General features: G+C 49.6%; 18 protein-coding genes, 2 tRNA genes and 1 rRNA gene. 11 read left to right on the top strand and 10 right to left on the bottom strand.

Annotation, left to right across the window (positions count from 1 at the left end):
• Window positions 1-137, top strand: a 23S ribosomal RNA gene (locus tag ACFSUS_RS11240); the annotation flags it as partial.
• A gap of 187 nt (window positions 138-324) precedes the next feature.
• Here the strand turns inward: ACFSUS_RS11240 and ACFSUS_RS11235 are convergent.
• The 3 genes from ACFSUS_RS11235 to ACFSUS_RS11225 form a co-directional block, all read right to left on the bottom strand.
• The gene (locus ACFSUS_RS11235; RefSeq protein ID WP_381522519.1) at window positions 325-1596 is read right to left on the bottom strand and encodes a dipeptidase; all 1272 of its coding nucleotides are present in this window, start codon (window positions 1594-1596) and stop codon (window positions 325-327) included.
• 65 nt (window positions 1597-1661) lie between these two features.
• On the bottom strand, window positions 1662-3122 hold the full coding sequence (locus ACFSUS_RS11230; protein ID WP_381522517.1) for a SusD/RagB family nutrient-binding outer membrane lipoprotein: 1461 nt from the start codon (window positions 3120-3122) through the stop codon (window positions 1662-1664).
• A 55-nt stretch (window positions 3123-3177) separates the two neighbouring features.
• A complete protein-coding gene (locus ACFSUS_RS11225) occupies window positions 3178-6276 on the bottom strand; it encodes a SusC/RagA family TonB-linked outer membrane protein (RefSeq protein ID WP_381522515.1) in 3099 nt (1032 codons plus the stop codon).
• A gap of 475 nt (window positions 6277-6751) precedes the next feature.
• Here ACFSUS_RS11225 and ACFSUS_RS11220 point away from each other — a divergent pair, with 475 nt between their 5' ends.
• The 3 genes from ACFSUS_RS11220 (at window position 6752) to ACFSUS_RS11210 (ending at window position 8356) form a co-directional block, all read left to right on the top strand.
• Window positions 6752-7582, top strand: coding sequence for an MBL fold metallo-hydrolase (locus ACFSUS_RS11220; protein ID WP_381522540.1), 831 nt, complete (start codon window positions 6752-6754; stop codon window positions 7580-7582).
• A gap of 71 nt (window positions 7583-7653) precedes the next feature.
• Entirely contained in the window at window positions 7654-7914 is a 261-nt protein-coding gene (locus ACFSUS_RS11215) for a hypothetical protein (protein ID WP_381522513.1), read from the top strand.
• Between the two features lie 46 nt (window positions 7915-7960).
• Complete coding sequence (locus tag ACFSUS_RS11210; protein WP_381522512.1) at window positions 7961-8356, top strand: DUF5991 domain-containing protein; 396 nt, start codon at window positions 7961-7963, stop codon at window positions 8354-8356.
• 165 nt (window positions 8357-8521) lie between these two features.
• On the opposite strand, the gene ACFSUS_RS11205 is transcribed toward ACFSUS_RS11210, so the two are convergent.
• The 6 genes from ACFSUS_RS11205 to ubiE form a co-directional block, all read right to left on the bottom strand.
• Complete coding sequence (locus ACFSUS_RS11205; RefSeq protein ID WP_381522511.1) at window positions 8522-8941, bottom strand: hypothetical protein; 420 nt, start codon at window positions 8939-8941, stop codon at window positions 8522-8524.
• A gap of 650 nt (window positions 8942-9591) precedes the next feature.
• Window positions 9592-10068, bottom strand: a complete 477-nt coding sequence (locus ACFSUS_RS11200) for a type II toxin-antitoxin system VapC family toxin (RefSeq protein WP_381522509.1) — start codon at window positions 10066-10068, stop codon at window positions 9592-9594.
• On the bottom strand, window positions 10065-10319 hold the full coding sequence (locus ACFSUS_RS11195; RefSeq protein WP_381522507.1) for a DUF6364 family protein: 255 nt from the start codon (window positions 10317-10319) through the stop codon (window positions 10065-10067). The genes ACFSUS_RS11200 and ACFSUS_RS11195 overlap by 4 nt, the downstream gene beginning before the upstream one ends.
• Before the next feature lie 566 nt (window positions 10320-10885).
• Window positions 10886-10960: transfer RNA gene (locus tag ACFSUS_RS11190), tRNA-Val, on the bottom strand.
• A gap of 135 nt (window positions 10961-11095) precedes the next feature.
• Window positions 11096-11908, bottom strand: coding sequence for a type IX secretion/gliding motility protein PorT/SprT (porT, locus tag ACFSUS_RS11185; RefSeq protein WP_381522506.1), 813 nt, complete (start codon window positions 11906-11908; stop codon window positions 11096-11098).
• Window positions 11842-12579 (bottom strand): bifunctional demethylmenaquinone methyltransferase/2-methoxy-6-polyprenyl-1,4-benzoquinol methylase UbiE, encoded by a 738-nt coding sequence (gene ubiE, locus ACFSUS_RS11180; protein ID WP_381522504.1) that lies wholly within the window; start codon window positions 12577-12579, stop codon window positions 11842-11844. Before ubiE ends, porT begins: the two co-directional genes overlap by 67 nt.
• Before the next feature lie 221 nt (window positions 12580-12800).
• Between ubiE and ACFSUS_RS11175 the strand changes: the two genes are divergently transcribed.
• The 5 genes from ACFSUS_RS11175 (at window position 12801) to ACFSUS_RS11155 (ending at window position 17942) form a co-directional block, all read left to right on the top strand.
• Window positions 12801-13976 (top strand): dipeptidase, encoded by a 1176-nt coding sequence (locus tag ACFSUS_RS11175; protein ID WP_381522501.1) that lies wholly within the window; start codon window positions 12801-12803, stop codon window positions 13974-13976.
• Between the two features lie 23 nt (window positions 13977-13999).
• Window positions 14000-14827, top strand: coding sequence for a hypothetical protein (locus ACFSUS_RS11170; protein ID WP_381522500.1), 828 nt, complete (start codon window positions 14000-14002; stop codon window positions 14825-14827).
• Between the two features lie 86 nt (window positions 14828-14913).
• Window positions 14914-16236, top strand: coding sequence for a Gfo/Idh/MocA family protein (locus tag ACFSUS_RS11165; protein WP_381522498.1), 1323 nt, complete (start codon window positions 14914-14916; stop codon window positions 16234-16236).
• 182 nt (window positions 16237-16418) lie between these two features.
• A complete protein-coding gene (gene dinB / locus ACFSUS_RS11160; protein WP_381522538.1) occupies window positions 16419-17459 on the top strand; it encodes a DNA polymerase IV in 1041 nt (346 codons plus the stop codon).
• Window positions 17460-17651: 192 nt separating this feature from the next.
• The gene (locus ACFSUS_RS11155) at window positions 17652-17942 is read left to right on the top strand and encodes a hypothetical protein (RefSeq protein WP_381522497.1); all 291 of its coding nucleotides are present in this window, start codon (window positions 17652-17654) and stop codon (window positions 17940-17942) included.
• A gap of 156 nt (window positions 17943-18098) precedes the next feature.
• On the opposite strand, the gene ACFSUS_RS11150 is transcribed toward ACFSUS_RS11155, so the two are convergent.
• Window positions 18099-18175 (bottom strand) — tRNA-Ile (locus ACFSUS_RS11150).
• 127 nt (window positions 18176-18302) lie between these two features.
• On the opposite strand from ACFSUS_RS11150, the gene ACFSUS_RS11145 reads away from it, so the two are divergent.
• Both ACFSUS_RS11145 and lpxD read left to right on the top strand, forming a co-directional pair.
• Complete coding sequence (locus ACFSUS_RS11145) at window positions 18303-19571, top strand: HD domain-containing protein (protein WP_381522495.1); 1269 nt, start codon at window positions 18303-18305, stop codon at window positions 19569-19571.
• A gap of 175 nt (window positions 19572-19746) precedes the next feature.
• Entirely contained in the window at window positions 19747-20775 is a 1029-nt protein-coding gene (gene lpxD / locus ACFSUS_RS11140) for a UDP-3-O-(3-hydroxymyristoyl)glucosamine N-acyltransferase (protein ID WP_381522493.1), read from the top strand.
• The last annotated feature ends 53 nt before the right edge of the window (window positions 20776-20828 follow it).

The raw sequence follows: 20828 nt of genomic DNA, 5'->3' as shown, positions 1-20828 counted from the left end.
ATCTAAGTGCGAAACTGGCCCCAAGATGAGTCATCTACGAAAGGGTTGTGCGAGACGAGCACGTGGATAGGCGGCAGGTGTAGGGGCAGAGATGTCTAGAGCTGAGCCGTACTAATGAGCCCGGGAGTGTACTAGTTGATTATAATCTACCTTCTTTTCTCAAACGGGAAGAGAGCAATATTATAAAAACGCCAAAAGCCATCCTAACCAGGGTGGCTTTTGGCGTTTTTGCCTATGGATAAGGTAAGTTTTTTGTCAATATTTGTCAGACATGGTTAGTTGTAGTCAGTTCTATACTTGACCATGCCTGACAAATATTGCTCCTTATTTACTGGCAATCTCCTGTGCTTTTCCTTTTTCTGCCGCTTTCATAACCCGGAAAAAGTTGCCGCTCCAGATTTTTTCAATGTCCTTTTTAGAATAGCCGCGACGGACCAGTTCGATGGTAAAGTTCTCATACTGACTTACGTCGAAGCAGTCGGCCAGGGCTCCTCCACCATCAAAGTCCGCGCCCATACCCACGTGATCAATGCCAATAACTTTCACAATGTGGTCGATGTGGTCAACGGCGTCTTTCACCGTAGCTAGCTGCACCGGAAACTTCTTATTTACGTCCATGAACTCGGCTCGGGCTTTCTGTTGGTCTTGTTCCGGTAACTTGCTCAGGATACCCATAAGTGCCCGTCGATCAGTAACGCCCCACTTCTCAAATACTGCTTTCATGGCCGCTTCACGTTCCGGGCTAGGCGGAATGGCTTTTACGTAGTCACTCAAAAGATTGAGTTGAATGACACCTCCGTTTTTAGCCAATGCCCGCAGCATGTCGTCGGTGATGTTGCGCGGATGATCGCAAATAGCTTTAGCTCCTGAATGCGACGCAATGATAGGGACTTTCGACAAGCGGATGACATCATAAAACGTTGAGTCTGACACGTGCGATACGTCGATCATCATGCCCAGGCGATTCATTTCGGCAACTACCTGTTCGCCCAGCGGACTCAAGCCCTGATACTCGGCTCCTTTGGGGTCAGTTGATGAATCACAGATGTCATTGTTGCTCGAATGGCAAAGCGTCATGTAGCGGGCGCCCAGGTCATAAAATTTCTTTAGCATGGAAATGTCATGCCCCATGGGGTAGCCGTTTTCGACGCCGATAAAAATAACTCGTTTGCCTGTTTTGCCAATTCGGTACGCGTCTTCGGGCGTTGTGGCCAGTTCCGCCTGAGAAGCGGTAGTTGCAAGCGTTTTGTTAACAGCCTCAAAAATACCCAGCGCCTTCTGTTTGGCCGTTTCGTGGCCTTCGGGCGTGCGTGGGCCTTGTCCCAGGTAAACCGCCCAGAAGATAGCATCTAAACCTCCGCGTTTCATGCGTGGGTAATCGACTTTACTGTTAGTAGCTCGGGCGTCGTTATCTTTTGTTACGTCGAAGCCACCCCTCGACAGCAACATGGGTGTGTCGGCGTGTGTATCGACTGTAAATGCTTTGTCGTGAATTTTATGGGCTTTTTTCAGTAATGCTTTGTCGTCCTGCCCCAGGGCTGGCAGAAAACCCATGGCCAAACAGGTTAGCAGAGTGGAGTAAAGAGCGTTTTTCATGAGCGATTAGTTGAAAGGAATTACAAAGGGGCACGTTAATATGCATCTCTACACATTGTACTTAATTACTTGGCGAACCAAAGCTTCATCTTTTTGTCATTTGCTCCCCCCTGCCGTTTCAGTGCTTCGGAGAAGTTGTTGTAGTTGAGCGACTCTTCCGAACCTGGGTAGGGCAAACGAGTTGGAATAACTCCACCATTTGTATTTAAGGCCGGTGGTGTCAGCGCCGGAATGCCTGTCCGTCGGTACTCCGTCCAGGCTTCGAGGCCTTGTCCGTACAGAGCTATCCACTTTTGCTCCATAATCTGCGTGTAGGCATCAGCTCCTGTTTTCAATGCATTGGCTGTCAGGTAAGCTGGTGATACCGTCAGGCCATACTGGCTATGGGAAGCTGTAATGGCGTTGGTGTAATTCGTGGCTACATCCCCCGCCGATGTAATGCCTTTGTAAGCAAACTCGGCTTTAATCAGCAGCAGCTCAGCATAGGTCATAATAACTCCTGGTGCCGTGGCGGCTACGAAGTAATTCCCTACTTTAGACGTTTTCGACAAACCCAGCGCATTCGCATCCGAAGCCGATAATCCGTTCGGAACACCTTTATAGTCGCCACCATCGGCGGGGGCATTCGCGTAAATGGTCAGACGGGTGTCGCCCAGCGCTTTTAGCTTGTTAACTAACGTAGCGCTCACCCGGTGATCGTCGCGGGTTTTCCGGTTTTCGTTGATAGGGTTGTTGTTCGGAGCCGCTGCTAAGTAGTTCAGCTGTACGTTGTCGCTGTTCGACGTAAACACCGGATATTTAGTCGGATCGGACAGGATTCGGTTGATTTCAGCTTTCACGTCGATGGGGGCATCGGCTTTGCCCAGCATCCGGTTCAGCATACGCAGGCTGAGTGAGTTGGCGAACTTCTTCCACTTCGTCAGGTCGCCACTGAGCAGAATGTCGCCACTAATAACTTTCGTTTTGTCGGCAACGTCGATCATTTCACCGGCCGTCTTCAGCTCGGCAACGATACCGGCATACACATCTTTCTGCGCGTCGTATTTAGGCTGCAACGTTCCTTCCAGACCCAGAATGGCATCTTTGTAAGGAATGTCGCCGTATACATCGGTCAGTATTGAAAACACCCACGAGCGCAAAATCATGGACACGGCCTGGTAGTTCGTGTTGCCCGTTTCTTGCCCGATCTTGTAAATACGCTGGTAATCGGCCAGCGCTTCAATGTACAAGTCTCGCCAGCTGTTACTGACAATGTCGTTGGAGGTTGTATATTGATCGACGTCCGTGTACTGAATACGCGCCCAATGCTGCGGAATCAAGTTGCCGATATCTTGCCCCAGCGAGCCACCCCAATAGACATCAACGGCACTTTGAATGCCATGCGGCATAAACAAATCAGCTGACGCTACGGTCGGATTATTCGGGTTGGTGTTAATCTCGTTAAACTCATTTGTACAGGCAGATAGGCCTAACAGCACAGAGGCTAGTAGAGCTTTATGTCGGAACGAGTTAAGAATATGTTTCATAGAAGCGAAAGCGTTTGGCCTGTTTTGTAGAGACATTAGTTGGCAACTCTAAGATTTACAGGTTGAAATTGATATTGAAGCCAATGGTCCGGGTAGTTGGAATCTGACCGTTTTCGATACCTTGCAGATTGCCATCGTTATAATAGCTGGTCTCTGGGTCAATGTGAGGGACATTGCTGTGGAGCAACGCCAGGTTTCGGCCAACCGCTGATATGGTAATGTCGCGGAACGGCAGGCGGTTAAACACCTTGCCCGGCAGGGTGTACGTTAAGCGTACCTCGCGAAGTTTCACAAAGCTGCCGTCGAAAATGGTGGCTTCATTGTTCGTTAGTAGATAATATTTGTGGTGCCACTCTTCCGATGAAATCCGCTTGGTGTTGGGCACGTAATTAGGCTCGGCTGCGGTGCCGATGTTGACCACGCCCTGTCCAACGATACCGTCTTCCCGCCCAACTGTCGTTTCTTTCAATACACCAGTGTAACGACCGATGTTAATACTTTGCGAGAAGATGTCACCCCCTTGCTTCACGTCGATCAGGGTGCTCAATGAAAGGCGTTTGTAGGTAAAGGTATTCTGCAGGCCCCCAATCCATTTCGGCGTAAAATTGCCCAGAATTCGACGTACCGGATCAATCTGCGGATAACCGCTATTATCGTAGACGATGTTGCCCGACGGGTCGCGCAGGAAGCCTTGTCCGAAAAAGGTTCCGTATGGCTGACCAACCCGTGCTTCGACCGCCATGCCCCGAATGTTGGTTGTGGGGTTAAGCGTATAGGTAACCAGGCCCTGAGCTAATTCAAGCACCTTGTTCTGGTTGCGAGCCCAGTTAAGCGTTACATCCCATTGAAAACTGGCCGTCTTGACCGGTGAAGCTGTTAACTGCACTTCAACGCCCCGGTTTTGCAGCCGCCCGGCATTGAGCAGCTTTGAGGCAAAACCCGTTGCGTTCGACACATTTACGTTCAGAATCTGGTTGAACGACTGCTTGTCGTAATATGTAACGTCGAGGCCAACGCGGTTGCGCCACAGTTTCACTTCTGCCCCAATCTCGTAGGAGTTGGTCAACTCAGGCTTCAGATCGGCGTTGAGCATGGCATTGCTTTCGGCTAGCGACGGCGTACTACCCCAGGCGTTGGCATAGGCGTAGGTCTGGAGTAAGTTGTAGGGGTCGGTGTCGTTACCAACACGGGCAATACCGCCCCGAATTTTTGCGAACGACAGAATTGGTGAACTGATGTTGAACATGTCGGTCAGTACCGCACTCACGGCCGCTGATGGGTAGAAGTACGAACGATTGTCTGCGGGTAACGTACTCGACCAGTCGTTTCGGGCCGTCAGATCCAGGAACAGGTAGTTTCGGAAACCGATGTTGGCCGAGGCATAGGCACTGTTAATGACCCGTTCGTTATAGCTGTTCTCGGCCACGGGGCGCAACCGTGAGTTACCCATGTTCCAGACGCGGGGAATGGCCAGTTCGGCGGCTGACATGTAATTGCGCTGGTAGTAGTTCCGGCGGTGGTTGCCGCCTACGTTGGCTGTGATGTCAAACTCGCCAAATTTATGGGTGGCGTTTAGCAGAAAGTCAGAGTTTGACTCCTGCACGTAGATTTGCTCTTCGTTGTAGCTGTCATAAAGGTTCGCTGTCCGGGCTGCATTTTTAGTTTTGCGCCGATCTTCGTAGAAATCCGTACCCGAACGTGCCGTCAGCGTTAGCCAATCCGTGAACTTATACGTAGCAGACAAGTTGCCAAACAACCGGTCACGCTCGTTGGCGCGCGTACTGAGGTTAAGCTGGTAATACGGATTCGTCCAGTAGTTGTCATTCCAGTTGTTCTGGTAAATACTACCCGGCTTCTGGTACGTTTTCAAACTCTCCATATCGACCTGCCTACCGAACCAGATGAAATACAGACCCCAGTTAGTGCGGTTGTGGCTGCCGTCTTTTACGTAGTTACCCGTTGCCCGAATACTCAGCTTCTTACTTAAGTTCCAGCCCGCGTTCAGCGCCACCGTCCGTCGTTTGTAGTCTGTATTGGGTAAGATACCCGTTTGGTTCAGGTCGGTAAACGAGAGCCGGAAATCGCCTTTGTCGCTGGCGCCCGTCACCGAAACGTTATTCGTTAAGGTCCGGCCGGTCTGGAAAAATTCGTTGACATTATCAGGATGAGCTATCCAGGGCGTTGCCGTTCGCTTGCCGTCGGGGCCAATGGGCGAATTGAACTGTGGAATCAGACGGCCATCAAGTTTAGGCCCCCAGCTTTCGTCGACGCCATCGTTCACGCCACCACCCCGGCCGTCGACGTACGAAAACAATCCTTTGGCTCCCTGGCCGTATTCGTTCTGCCACTCGGGCTGTCGAAAGGGGCTGTCGAAGGCGGTGTTTGAGTTAACCGACACCCCAATGCCCCGTGTGCCTTTGCCGCTTTTTAACGTGATAAGCACAACGCCATTAGCGCCCCGCGAGCCGTATAAAGCGGCTGCGCTCGGTCCTTTCAGTACGCTCATCGACTCAATATCATCTGGGTTTAGCGAAGCGGCTCCGTTGCCGTAGTCCACGCCCGTTCCCGAGCCGTAGTTGCCGTTATCAATGGGTACGCCATCTACTACGAACAAAGGTTGGTTATTGCTGCCAATGGAACTGGCTCCGCGAATCAGCATCCGGGATGAGGCCCCTGGTGCGCCGTTTGAATTGGTGACCTGCACCCCGGCAATGCGGCCCGACAAGGCATTCACTAAATTGGTCTCACGGGCCTGGGTCAACTGCTTACCCGCTACTTCCTGTACCGCATATCCTAAGGCTTTCTTCTCGCGGGTGATGCCTAAGGCCGTAACGACCACTTCATTGAGGTTAGACGCATCTTCTTCGAGCGAAATATCAATCGATGACTTTGCACCGACCGGTATTTCTAGCGGCTTATAACCAATGAAAGAAATAATCAACGTAGCGTTGGGCGGACTAATTAACGAAAACTCACCGTTGGCATTAGTGGTGCTTCCCTTGTCGGTGCCTTTAATGAGAACGTTTGCCCCTGGTAGCCCAGTACCGTCTGACTTTGACGTCACGCGCCCTTTCAATGTTAGGTCTTGTGCATAGCCAGCCACGCTAATCAGCATAGCCATGACCAGCACACATGTCGTAGAGAAATCTTTCACGGTTAGCCAGTTTTGAAGTAAGAATGTGAATTGTACTTTTAAATGATGTTTGAGATGCACGTGGATTAAATGAATGAAAACAGAGCTGTCAGCAAATTCTGCAAAAACATGACTTGCCCAAACGAAGTAGCTTCTGATGAGAGATCACTATTCTAATTTATAATCTTCTTTCTCTATATTAAAAATTATATTCTGATATTATTAATAATACAAAAATAATTATTTGGAAAATGATGTTAATTCGGAATGATGTTACGTGTGTGATCGTTAGATGCTATTCGCTTGTAAGTCCTTAGTTGGGGAAGGCTCCGGCTTAATGATAATGTGATTTAATCATGTACAGCGGATTAGTACGTATAGGTCTTGTGTCGGTTCAGCATAGGGAATAAGTTAACGTTTTAAGGCCGTGATTTACCTGCTTAATGGTGAAATAGAAGTGGCGATGAACCCCAAAAAAGCGTTACTTTGTAGTTATATGCCCCTCTTTATTACCTCTCTGAATTCTGGCAGTAATGGCAACTGCTACTACGTTGGCAATGAGACCGAAGCCGTTTTGATTGATGCCGGTATCTCCTGCCGACAAACAGAAGCGCGCATGCAGCGACTCGGGTTGTCGCTCGATACCGTGAAAGCCATCTTCATTTCGCACGAACATTCTGACCACATTCGGGGGATTGTCCGACTGGCTAGTAAATATCAGTTGCCGGTTTTCATTACGCGTCATACGCTACGGCATGCCCGGCTACCCGAACAGGCGTTTCCAATTCGGCACTTGCGGGGCTATGAACCCGTTTGGATTGGCGATCTCTGTATCACGGCTTTCCCAAAATTACATGATGCGTCCGACCCGCATAGCTTTATCGTTTCTTGCCATGACACGAACGTCGGCGTGTTTACCGATATAGGGGCGCCCTGTGAACACGTGATACGTCACTTCAGCCAGTGCCATGCTGCTTTCCTGGAAGCGAACTATGACGAGGATCTGCTGGAGCACGGAAAGTATCCGTTTTACCTGAAGCAGCGAATTCGTGGTGGAAAAGGGCACTTATCGAACCAGCAGGCGCTGGAGCTGTTCAGGACGCACAGACCGGCGTTTATGAGCCACGTTCTGCTGTCGCACTTGTCGAAAGAGAATAACTGCCCTCAGGTGGCCCAGACCTTGTTCGCTCCGCACATCGAGGGCACAAAACTCATTGTTGCTTCTCGCTCTGCCGAAACGCCCATCTATCGAATAGAAGCCTCAGCCAACTCTCAACCGATCCGTACAATAGGAAATACGACCCTTGATGAGCTTCTTATGCGTTAACCCTCACAATATACCTACTGGGTGTAAACGTTGACTTAACGAGTCGTTTATTTCACTACTACGGATCGCCTATGAACGTACTGAAGGTATTTGACTATGTAACGCCACTTGTGCTGCTTGCAGTAGCGGGGGTGTATATGATCGGTGATGGGCTTGTGCATATGGGGCGGCAGAATAACGAGCTGCAATTCATTTTCGGTATTCCGCTTACTGTCTTTGCTGGCGGACTCGATTTTGTTATCCGGCGGGTCGTAAACCGTAATACATTGTATGTCTGGCTAATCGAAGCCGTTTTTGTGGGCATCGTTTGGAGCGGGGCCCGGCACTTCTGATGTATTGTTTTCCCAGATCGACAAACTCATTCATTCACGAATCGATATGTATAAGCTGTTATCTTCCATTGCTGTTTTGGGTCTAATCGCATCTTTGTTTTTTGGTTTCCAGCAAACAGATAGCTGGATGGGAAAATGGTCGGGAGGGACCCGCGATGGCGTTGATTACACGATTACCATTAAAGACAAATACCGGGGCATGAACCTATGCAGCATTCATGCGCAGGGCATTCAAACCTTTTATACGCTCGAGTGCCAGGCAACGGGTACGCCCAACCTGTTGAAAGTCTACTACCGATCTACCACCGACGGCGCTTTTTACGCAGGCGACCGAGTTAAGGTTAACGACCCCTTGCTAATCCTGAAGCGCGAAAAGGGCAAAGTTATTTGGCAGTGGCAGCAAATATTCGACGACAAAATGACAATGCGGAAGGCGCGTTGAATGTTGATACTGTGTTTGCCGTAGTCTAAGACTACGGCACAGCGTTATCCGGTCTGTAACCGGACAAAGGCCTTTCATATCAATCAATAAAGCCTGGGTCTATTTGGCCCAGGCTTTATTGATTGAAGCATTCTAAAATGTAGTTCGGGCAAGCCCAGGGCGTTCTTATTGTTTTACCACCGAGAACTGAACCGTGTAATCTTCTAATTCGATTGGTTTACCGGCTTCTGGATAAGGCAGCACTTCCTGTAATGTTAGCTGGTACGATTGACCACCCAGCGAAAACGTCTTTCGAACCGATTTGTCAGGATAAGCGGGAAGGTCAAGCTCAACGGCTTGAACATTACCATCCTGATTAGCTTCAAAATTAACCTTAACCGAGCCAGCAGTCACGCAACGGGCATTGATAGGGCAACGGCTATCCGTAACAGCCGCCACTTTCATGTCCAGCGACGTACCGGCCAAACGGACGCTTTTCTGGTAAGCTACCTTCACCCCAGCATCAGCCTGAGGAGTTACATTTTCTTTGTTGTCACAGGCAATCATCAGCCCAAGCAGGGCAACACTAAAAAATACCTTCTTCATAGTCACTGAATGGAATTGTTGACCCTTGTAGGATTCTGCAATTCGGTAAACAGTTGGAAAAGGAATTTATTTTTTGATACGTCCGGCCTCCGCATTCCAATCATCGATGCCGGAGATCCACGCGCTAATAAAAAATTTTCGAGACCTTAGTACAAAGCCCGGGAAGTGAACGTTGTCCCTAACTCTAATTTAATCGAAGAGGAAACTATAAACAGAGGTGAGACTGCACTGCAATAAAAGCTAAAAAACTACTCGATCCAATCCGGGATCAATTCTTTAAGCAGAACTGGAACCGATGGAAGCTTGATGCCGAAATGGCTTACATGGTTAGCGCGAAAAGCGCGTCGGTACGCACGGCTAGCCTTTGTCGCAATCGGTGGGGCATATGGCTAGCCTGGGTGTTCTGTTTGGAGCTTCAGTCAGCCCACTATTAGCGGCAAGCTATTACGATCTCTCCAAAATGCCGAAGCAGAAACTTGACGGGAGGTATTACATGAGCCCCCAAGTGGAACTTAGGCGTTCGTGAGCTATGGAACCTTTTAATGATGGCACAAAACCGTAGGCGTTCCACGAATAAAACAGATGTTTCACAGGAGTAATTCTGACTGGGCTTTTCACCTCAACGATGTAGCCGTCAATCTGTCAGTTATTTAACCTATCTCCCGAATGAGATAAATACTGGCTGCCAAAGGGCTACTTAAGGAGTGCGGAATCATTTCGGCGGGTGTCACGACCGGTAATTGGCTTTGGTCAGCTAAGCGAAAGTCTTTGATGTTACCCGTCACAAAATACTGAATAGCTCGGTTTTCCAGTGCGGTCTGATACTGAAAGCCATCTTCCAAATCTGTGATGGTCAGCAGTTGATTGGCTGCCATGAACGTATTTTTACTGGCACCGGCTACCTCTACCAGATTCAGAAAACTCTGCAACGCATCGCGTAGTTTTTGCCCACGTTTTCCGGCACGGTGCAGCACATAGGCCACCGTATACACTGAGCCGGCTGAGATATAAATGGTCAGCCGTTGTTCTTCGGCGGCCAAAAACAGGCTGGTCGCTTCCTCGGCAAACGTATCTTCCCGGTCTGGCAACCAATCGAGCACCACATTCGTATCCAAAAAAATGATCATAGGCCGTAGCGGCCTTTGTACATCATGTCCCGAATCTGCTTGTCGGTTTTTCGACTCAGCGTTCCTTTCGCAATGCCCCGTAAGCGTAGAGCACTGGGGGTGGTTGGAACGGATTCAGGCAGGCTGGTGTCTGCCGGTGCCAGGAGTTGCTCAATCATTTCGGACAACGATTTTCGTTGCTGTTTGGCCAGCAACTTAGCGTTTGCTACAACCCGTTCATCAACCGTCAGGGTCAGCTTTACTTTGCCCATGTACGTATATTTCTTTAATTACTACAAAGATACGTATTGTTGGTAGGATTGTATTGTGAATAATAGCATACAACGAAGTGAATTGCGGTTATTTATCGGTCAACTGCATGACTTAGGCTGGACCGTCACCAGCCATCAGGTATACCCACCGACCCCGCCAGGAGCGACCGCAGTAGTTTCCGTAAGGTTACGTTAAAAGGCATTTTCAAGCGCATGGTTCGTAAGGTCAACACCACCGACGATAGTGATACTTGGCTGACGGACGCTCAATTGAAAGCGGTCCATGACGAAGTAACTACACATACCTGTAAGCCCTTGATCGAAGTGAATAAAGCGGTCTGGGAAATGTTGTTAGCAAGCGTAAAGTTGACCTCCTCCAATAGTTAGGGGTATCTCAGAGAAATGATAATAACTAGCTGATGAAAAGAAAAATAGACTGGTCAATTAATCCAAAATAACCACTACAGCGAGTAATATCTTTCAATAAGGTGTTTAGTCTTTGTTTAAATTACAGTTTAAACAAAAAAGCCAGTCAACATTACTGCTAACTGGCTGATTATTAGTTGTGGGAGTTGAGGGATTCGAACCCCCGACCCTCTGCTTGTAAGGCAGATGCTCTGAACCAGCTGAGCTAAACTCCCTTTTTGCTTTCCTGCCCGACCCCGTTGTTGTCGTTTGGGAGTGCAAATATACTAGGCTGAATCGCCGTTTTGCAAGCATTTATTCAAAAAAAGCTAAAGTTTTTTGCAAGCACCTGATAACCAAAGTAGCTTGGCTTACTCGAAGTTCAGATACAGCGTTACCGTATGAGTCGTCAGCTTGTTAATGCCAACGCTGGCTGCATTCGTGCCTGGGTTGTATAGATTGACCAGGCCGTGTGAAAAGCGCAGTTCAGGGGCAAACTTGAAAAACTCGAAGAACTGCTCAAAGCCTACACCGTACTCCACGGCGAAATCCATAGTGCCGGTACTCAGATTACTTGCCCCCCGATTCTCTTTTCGACGTACGTTTGTCTCCACGCTGAATGCGCCACCCGCCAGTAAATACATGCGGGTGTTGTTACGTCGCTCCGATTTGTATTTCAATAGCAATGGAAAATCTAGCCAGGTCGATTCGCGCACTTGAGTTTGGGTCATGCCCCCAGGATAATCGTATTTTACTTCGCGGCTAAACAGCGATACCGACGGAGTTAACCGAAGGTCGAAGCGGTCGTTTAAATACCCGTTGATTACGAATCCGACCCGGAAGCTGGGTTTATTGGGCGAGTAGATTCGGTACGCTGAGTCGGCCTGCAAAAACGCCGGGCTATAGCCCACGCTGAAACGCGTGATGGGCGCGGCAAAAAAGAAACCGTAATGAATGGTTTTATCGTCGTAGCGTTCGAGGTGTTTGCGAACGTACTTATAGCTGGTCTGCGCCTGTGCACGGCCGTAAATGAATATTACCAGTACTAAAGCTATGCCGAACCGAATCCCGGAGGACAACGCAGGCTGACGAACGATTCGACCCGTAACGGGTTGGTCTAACGTGGGCCTACTGATTTCTGGCCGATGTAAATTGAAGCTACGCCGAAGGTGAGCGGTATCCATTTGGTGTTGGTGAATCCAGCCGTCTCATAAATTCGCAGGAAGTCAGGACCGTCGGGAAAGGCCTGCACCGATTCGGGCAGGTATGTATACGCCGACGCGTCTTTGCTCACTACGCGCCCGATGAGCGGCAGGATGGTCCGGGAGTAAAAACCGTATAGTTGTTTAAACGGAAACTGACGCGGATTCGAGAATTCCAGCACAACGCACACACCACCGGGGCGCGTAACGCGGTACATGTCGGTTAAGCCTTTCAGCAAATTCTCGAAGTTGCGCACACCAAACGAAACGATGACGGCATCGAATTCATTGTCTGCGAACGGTAAACCTTCTGAATCGCCCGAGCGCATGTCAATAATATGGTCGACGCCACGCTTCTTCATTTTCTCCCGACCAACGGCCAGCATCCCCTCCGATATGTCGACACCGACAACTTTTTCAGGCTTCAACGCCAGGGCTTCCAGGGCGAAGTCACCCGTACCGGTAGCAATGTCGAGGATGGTTTTGGGCGCAAACGACCGCAGTTCGCGAATGGCTCGCTTTCGCCAGAGAATATCAATGCCACCACTCAGCACGTGGTTGAGCAGGTCATATTTAGGCGAAATGTTGTCGAACATCTCGGCAACCTGCTCGCGCTTGGAGGTATCTTTATCTTTGTAAGGTACGACGGCCATTTTCGAAAGAGTGAAAGAGCGAAAGAATAAAAGAGCGGAATAATAAAAGAATGACTGGCCTTCCCATTCTTTCGCTCTTTCACTCTTTTATTCTTTCGTTATTTGACAAACCGGGTGTTCGGCTGGAAAGTTTCGCGCTGCTTGCAGACTTGCGTTTCGGGCAAGCTTTCCGTAGTTTTCAACCTAATATACATACAACCCGGATTACTCTCCCAATTAGCATGATCCTACTCCTTCCGCTGCTGCTTGCTCTGGCAGGGCCTGTGCCACCCAAAAAAGTACATAAACTACACCAGCGTATTCTGACGCTCGACACCCATGCCGATGCACCCATCATGATGCAGAAAGAAGGCTTCGATGTAGGTAAAACGCACGATACGCAGCGGGATCAATCCCAGATCGATTTTCCGAGGATGAAAGAGGGTGGCATGGACGCCATGTTTTTTGCGGTCTACACCTCGCAGGGGCCTCGTACGCCGGAAGGACATGCCGAAGCCAAACGGAATGCGCTGAACCAATTCCGGCTGATTCACGAAGCGTTGAAGAAATATCCCGATCAGGCGGAGTTAGCAACGACACCCGACGATGCCTATCGCATACAAAAAGCCGGTAAGCGGGCGGTTTTCATCGGCATGGAGAATGGCTATCCTGTTGGGGATGATCTTTCGCTGCTGAAAACGTACTATGATCTAGGGTGTCGGTACATTACGCTCACGCACTTTGCAAATAACTTGATCGGCGACTCATCCACTGATCCCGACGGACCGATCTACGGAGGTTTGAGTGATTTTGGTAAAAAAGTCGTGCCCGAAATGAACCGGCTCGGTATCCTGATCGACGTATCGCACGTGGCCGACAGTACGTTTTACGATGCGCTGGCGCTTTCCAAAGCACCCGTTATTGCCTCTCACTCCAACTGTCGTGCCTTGTGCGATTTCCCGCGTAACATGACCGACGACATGATTAAAGCCATTGCGGCTAAAGGGGGCGTTGTGCAGGTGAACTTCGTGAGCGATTACCTTAAAAAGCCGTCCGATGCGCATCGGACGGCTAAAACCAAGATTCGCATGGCTCGGGTGGGTAAGGTGATGACGCCTGAACTGGAAACGCGCATTGCCGCTCAGAGTGATTCTGTGTCGAAAGTGTATGCGTCGGAGCGAGCCAGCCTGTCGGACATTGTTGCCCATATTGACCACATCGTTAAACTGGTGGGTATCGATCATGTCGGCATCGGCAGCGACTTTGATGGGGGTGGTGGCGTGATTGGCCTAGAAGACGTAAGTCAGATTGAGAACCTGACCGCTGCGCTCGTCGAACGAGGTTACTCGGAAGCTGATATTGCTAAGATCTGGGGCGGCAATTTACTGCGCGTGTTAGGCAAAGCAAAGGTAGAGTAGGGTGTTATACACTTGTTAAAACGTTGGTAATAAATTACTTTCTGCTCTATGCTCATGAGCGAGCCATTGACGAGATGAACGTTATCCTGCATACGCTAAAAAGCCGAAACGCGATTCTTTACAACTTCGGCTGGATTTGCTTTGTGAGCTTTTTTGTTTGTACCCTACTGTCGCTTACAACTACTGTGCAAGTTTTGGGGATTAATGCGTTCATCAAGCCGATGAAATTTTTCTTGTCGACAGGTATCTTTTGCTGGACGATGGGCTGGTTCACGCACTTACTCGACCGCAAGCGAGCGGTAGTTGTGTACTCCTGGATGGTAGTTATCGCAATGATGTATGAACTACCGGTCGTAACGTATCAAGCGGCATTAGGAAAACTCTCCCATTTCAACATCTCATCCCTCGTTGATGCTATCCTGTTTCAAACTATGGGAATAGTAATCTTCATTTTTACAATGTGGACAGCTTACATCGGCTACCTCTTTTTTAGCCAAAAACGCTTTGATGCGCCTATGGCGTATGTATGGGGCATTCGGCTGGGTATAGTGCTGTTTGTCATTTTTGCGTTTGAAGGGTTCCTGATGGGTGGGCGGTTGAGCCATACCGTTGGTGCACCCGATGGAGGAGCTGGTTTACCCGTAACCAATTGGAGCGTTCGACATGGCGACTTGCGGGTTGCTCATTTTTTAGGCATGCATGCCTTGCAACTGCTGCCTTTGTTCAGCTATTACGTTGCCCGAAAGCCAAGTCAGGTTATCATAGCCGCAGCACTGTATTGGGTCATTGTGTCGACTGTGCTGGTGCAGGCACTCATGGGTAAACCACTATTGTTTGGCTTCGGGGGATAATGCCTCACAAGGTAAATTCTAAGCATAAAATCGGTAAAACGAAGCCATATTTACGCTTTAGCCGTTGACTGACGTTACCTATCTCCATGAACCGTACCGATTTTCTGAAAACCTCTGCTTTAGCCGGAGCCACACTCATTACCGACCCTCTTCAAGTTCGGGCAATCGTGCCCCGGGCCTTTATTACTCGTAAACCTGCTCAAAAATACCGCACGGCCCTGGTCGGTTCGGGCTGGTGGGGCACCAACATCTTGCGTTGCGCCGTGCAGGCGGGCGAATCGAAGGTCGTCGCGCTATGCGATGTTGATAGTCGTCAACTCAAAACCGCCAGCGATGAAGTAAGCAAGCTGACGTCCGACAAACCCAAGCTCTATAAAGATTACCGCGAGATGCTGGCGGCCGAGAAGCCCGAAATCGTGATTGTGGCTACCCCCGACCACTGGCATCCGCTCATCGCTATAGCCGCTATGCAGGCCGGGGCTCATGTCTACGTAGAGAAACCCATCAGCCACACCATCAATGAAGGAAAAGCGATGGTGAAGACGGCCCGACAAACGGGTAAGATATGTCAGGTTGGTACGCACCGACGCATATCTCCTCATAACGTATCAGGCATGGAGTTTCTTAAGTCGGGAAAGGCCGGAAAGATTGGTATGGCCCGAGCCTTTGTTAGCTATGGCGGTGGCCCTGGCAAAGCTGTTCCCGATGCCGAAGCGCCTAAAGAACTGGATTGGAATATGTGGTGCGGTCCGGCTCCACTCCAGCCGTACAATCCAATGATTCATCCCAAAGGATTTCGCGGGTTTCTTAACTACGCCAACGGCACGCTTGGCGATTGGGGCATTCACTGGCTCGACCAGATCTTGTGGTGGACCGACGAGAAGTATCCTCGTAAAGTGTACTCGACCGGCGGACGGGCCATCAAGCAAGACAATACGGATGCCCCGGATCATCAGGTAGCGACCTATGAGTTTGAAGATTTCACGGTGGTTTGGGAGCACCGCCAATTTGCCGGAAACAACGCCGAGAAGACCATGCCTAACCAGGCGGTTGGTGTGTACTTCTACGGTACGGAAGGGACGTTCCACATGGGTTGGCTCGACGGCTGGACCTTTTATCCTGCCGATTCTAAAAAGCCCGTCATTCATCAGGATGCCCAGCTTAACAAACCCGATGATCAGAACATTGCTCAACTTTGGGCTAATTTTCTCGATTGCATCAAGACCAATAAAACACCCGTCAGCGACATCGAAATCGGCTACCGGTCGACTAACATGGCGTTGTTGGGCATGCTATCGATGAAGCTGGGGCGGAGCGTTGACTGGGACGGGGATAAAATTCTGAACGACCCTGAAGCCAACAAACTGCTGAGCCGAGCCTACCGGGGCGAATGGCAATATCCTGTGTAATATAATGTCGTAAGTTTTGGAAGCTAGTCAGCCTTATTCTGTTACTACGTTCATTACTAAATAGCAGTCTACCTTTTGCTATGCGCTCAATATAATATAGTTTTGTTATATGTATTGTACCTGTATAGTAAAGGCGCTCCTGTGTGGACACTAAACAACCCAGAAAAATCATTCACGTTGACATGGACGCCTTTTATGCCTCCGTTGAGCAACGTGACAATCCAGAGCTACGAGGCAAGCCGGTAGCGGTCGGTGGATCTCGTCAGCGAGGTGTGGTGGCTGCTGCCAGCTACGAAGCCCGTACGTTTGGGGTACGCTCAGCCATGGCCTCGTCGGTGGCCATTCGGAAATGCCCCGACCTGATCTTTGTTAAACCACGCTTTGAGGTCTACAAAACGGTCTCCCAGCAGATACGTAGCATCTTCGCCGAGTACACCGACCTGATAGAGCCACTTTCACTGGACGAAGCGTATCTGGACGTAACAGCTATAACTACTCAGGGGGTAACCGCTACTGAAATCGCGCAGGCGATTAAAGAACGTATTAAACTCGAGACCCAATTAACCGCTTCGGCGGGGGTTTCGTATAACAAATTTCTGGCCAAGCTCGCTTCAGACTACCGCAAACCCGATGGCCTGTATGTAATCAAGCCAAACCAGGGGCTGGCCTTTGTTGAGCAACTGGATGTAGGCCAGTTCCACGGCGTTGGTCGGGTAACGGCCCATAAGATGAACGAGTTGGGTATATTCACCGGGTTAGACCTCCGCCAGCAGAGTGAAGCGTTTCTGACCCAACACTTTGGTAAAGTAGGTCACCATTACTACTCCATCGCCAGGGCTATTGACGAGCGGCCCGTAACGGCCAATCGAGTACGAAAATCGGTGGGTTCAGAAAACACATTTGAACAAGATTTAATGGACGAGTCAGCGTTGGTGGCGGGCCTGCAACCCCTTATTGATGACGTCTGGTCCTATTGCGAACGGACCAGCATTATGGGGCGCACTGTTACCCTAAAAGTGAAGTACGCAGACTTTCAGCAAATTACTCGCAGTAAAACTTTGCTGGGTGTCATCGGTAATAAAGCTGCATTGGAACGTATCACCATCGAGCTTCTGACGTCGCTGCTACCCTTACAGAAAGAGGTTCGGTTGCTGGGTGTTTCGTTATCAACCCTACAAGCGCCAGATCAGGCCGAACGTGGTCAGCTCATGCTTAATTTATGAGGTGTTGGAAAACCGCCCAAGCCACGGGTTTGTACTTTAAAGTGAATTTGGAAGCTACATTATAGGTTTTGTGTATTGAAGGATTCCCGCAATTGTTGGTCAATGTCGTCAAGAATTTAGCCATGTAAAGTAAGTGTCGGCACGAGAATTGCCTAGTGTGAAAGCATAGCACCCATTAGGGAGCTTCTTCGTATGAAAACACTTTGGCTTACCCAGTACCAGTTTGACAAGGCCCAGGCGGCTGCCCACCGATTAGCCCCCCACATGTATTTAGACGTTATGGCCATTCTGGTTGATCCACCTATTGATCCGCGAACCGCCCAGGGTATATCTACCATTGGCTACCAGGCGCTTCAGCTACGCTTTAGCCGGAAGTCCAGAGGTTCACAGGAGTGGGTTCTGACTACGCCCGTGCAGATTGTACCAGCCTGGTTGGCGCATCAGATGCAAACCGTTGACGATGTCGACGAAGCCGCCTGGTAAAGTGGTTAGTTACCCATGCTAGGATGAGTTGATGAAGCTAGCTGTTCTGTAGGCGGGCCATTTCGATCGCCCACCTACAGAAAGGTAAAGAGTAGCGAGAAACAGTAAAAACAAAAACCTCGTCTACAGCGCTGTAGACGAGGTTTTTATATGATCTGGTGGGCCAGCCAGGACTCGAACCTGGGACTTACTGATTATGAGTCAGGCACTCTAACCAACTGAGTTACAAGCCCATCGCTACTAGATTTCTCTGATTAGCTGTGCAAATTTACAAATTTTTAGACAGGATTGCAGGCCGATACATGATTTTTTGGTTATACAAGCTGTTTCGTTCTGCATCTAGTCCGGTAACTTTGCTCAATGCCAGCCCCCAACAAGAAAAAAATTCTTAATGATCCGGTCTACGGGTTCATTACGATTCCCTCCGATCTGGTATTTGATCTGGTCGAACATCCGTATTTTCAACGACTTCGGCGGATCAAACAACTAGGTTTGTCAGAGTACGTGTATCCGGGTGCGTTGCACACCCGCTTTCACCACGCGCTGGGCGCTATGCACTTAATGGGGCAAGCCACCCATACGCTACGTAGCAAAGGCCACCACCTGTCCGACGATGAGTGCGAGGCTGCGCAGGTCGCCATCTTACTGCACGACATTGGGCACGGCCCGTTTTCGCACGTGTTGGAGTGCTGTTTGCTGGACGATGTGCCGCACGAAGAAATATCGCTATTGTTGATGCACGACCTGAACCAGCAGTTCGGTGGCCGATTGACAACGGCCATCCAAATGTTTGAGGGAACCTACGAGCGCCCGTTCTTTCATCAGCTTATTTCCAGCCAGCTCGATATGGACCGGATGGACTACCTTAACCGCGATGGCTACTACACCGGTGTTGCCGAGGGAGCCATCGGGGCCGAACGGATCATCAAAATGCTCGATCTGGTCGACGATCAGCTGGTGGTCGAAGCCAAAGGCGTACTCAGTGTCGAAAACTTCTTAAACGCCCGACGGCTCATGTATTGGCAAGTGTACCTGCACAAAACGTCGATCTGCTGCGAGTCGATGCTCATTCAAATTCTACGTCGGGCGCGGTTCCTGGTCCGGCAGGGTGATACGGCACACCGGGAGCCGGTGTTTGCACCAGAGACGTTTATGTTGTTTTTACAGGAAAGCGTTCGACTGGCCGATTTTCGGGCTAATCAGATGTATCTGAACGCCTTTACCCAACTAGACGATTACGACGTCTGGTCATGCATCAAGCAGTGGGCATGGCACGATGATGCCGTACTGTCGACCCTCTGCCAAAAGTTGCTCGACCGGAAGTTATTCAAAATCATGTTGTCTACCGAGCCCTTCGCGGGGCAACTGCTGAACGAACTCGAAGATCAGTTACGCCGGACCGGACTCTCCGACGAGGTGTTGTCTTATTTTCTGGTAGAGGGGCAGGCCACCAATGCCGCTTATTTGCCTTCGGAAGAGCGGATTAACATCAAGCTTAAATCCGGCAAAGTCATTGATATAGCCGACGCGTCGGACTTGTCGAACATTCAGGTACTCACTAACATTGTGCGTCGGTATTACGTCTGCTGGGCCAAAGAATTAAATATACAGAGCAAGTCGATCAGTTAAAACGAAGAGTCAACGGAGCGGTTATTCATCTACTGTAGTCTATCTACTTGCCTCCTTACACATCAACTTACTGACTATTTCCGGCGGTTTTATCCGAAAAGTGCAATTTGTTAGCTACCTTAGCGGCCCAATCGCTCGTCAATCCCGAGCGTTTTGCGACGGCCGTCATACGTATATGGAGTTTACAGTCAAGCAGATTGCCACACTGCTGGGGGGTGAAGTAGCCGGGAACGATTCACTGGCAATCACTAAATTAGCCAAAATAGAAGAAGGGCAACCAGGCGATATTTCATTCCTGTCGAACCTTAAATATGAACCGCATCTGTACACGACTCAGGCGTCGGCGGTGATTGTTGATCGTTCATTTCAGCCTAAAAAGCCAGTATCGTCTGCCTTAATATTTGTGGAAAATTCCTACTCAGCTTTTACCCGCTTATTAGAGGAATACCACAAGCAGTTAAGTTATGCCCGCGTCGGCGTAGAGCAGCCTTCCTTTGTGGGAGAAGGAAGCCAGTTTGGTGAACAGATATATCGAGGGGCGTTTTCTTACGTCGGCCGGAACTGCAAGGTGGGCCGGAATGTGAAAATCTATGGCCATGCCTATATCGGTAATAATGTTTCGATCGGTGATAATACAATTGTTCATGCCGGGGTACGGATTCTGGACAACTGTATTATTGGTCAGCATTGCGTTATCCATCCGAACGCGGTGATCGGTAGCGAAGGCTTTGGCTTTGCTCCGCAGCCCGATGGCACCTACAAAACAATTCCGCAGCTTGGCAACGTAATCCTGGAAGATTACGTAAATGTAGGAGCCAGTACTACGATCGACTGTGCCACAATGGGGTCAACCATCATCCGGCAGGGCGTAAAACTGGACAACCTCATTCAAATTGCCCATAACGTCGAAATCGGAAGAAATACAGTTATCGCTGCGCAGACCGGTATTTCGGGCTCAACCAAAATTGGTGAAAACTGCGTGATTGCCGGTCAGGTAGGCTTTTCTGGTCACCTGTCAATTGCCAATGGTACTAAAGTCGGCGCGCAGTCGGGAGTTGGAAAGAATGTCACTGAAGAGGGGACAGCCATTAACAGCTCGCCCGCTTTTGGCTTGAAAGAAAGTATGCGTTCGTTGGCCATTTTCAGGCGGCTACCCGATTTGGAACGTCGCGTTTTTGACCTGGAGAAGAAAACAGAAAAATAGGTTACAGCCTTCGGTTTACAGTTTTTGGCTGACCAGCAGAGAAATTGTGAATC

Origin of the sequence: Spirosoma soli, assembly GCF_042684525.1 — a bacterium.
In the GTDB taxonomy this organism is placed as follows: Bacteria; Bacteroidota; Bacteroidia; order Cytophagales; family Spirosomataceae; genus Spirosoma; species Spirosoma soli.
This window is presented reverse-complemented; position numbering and strand designations above follow the sequence as displayed.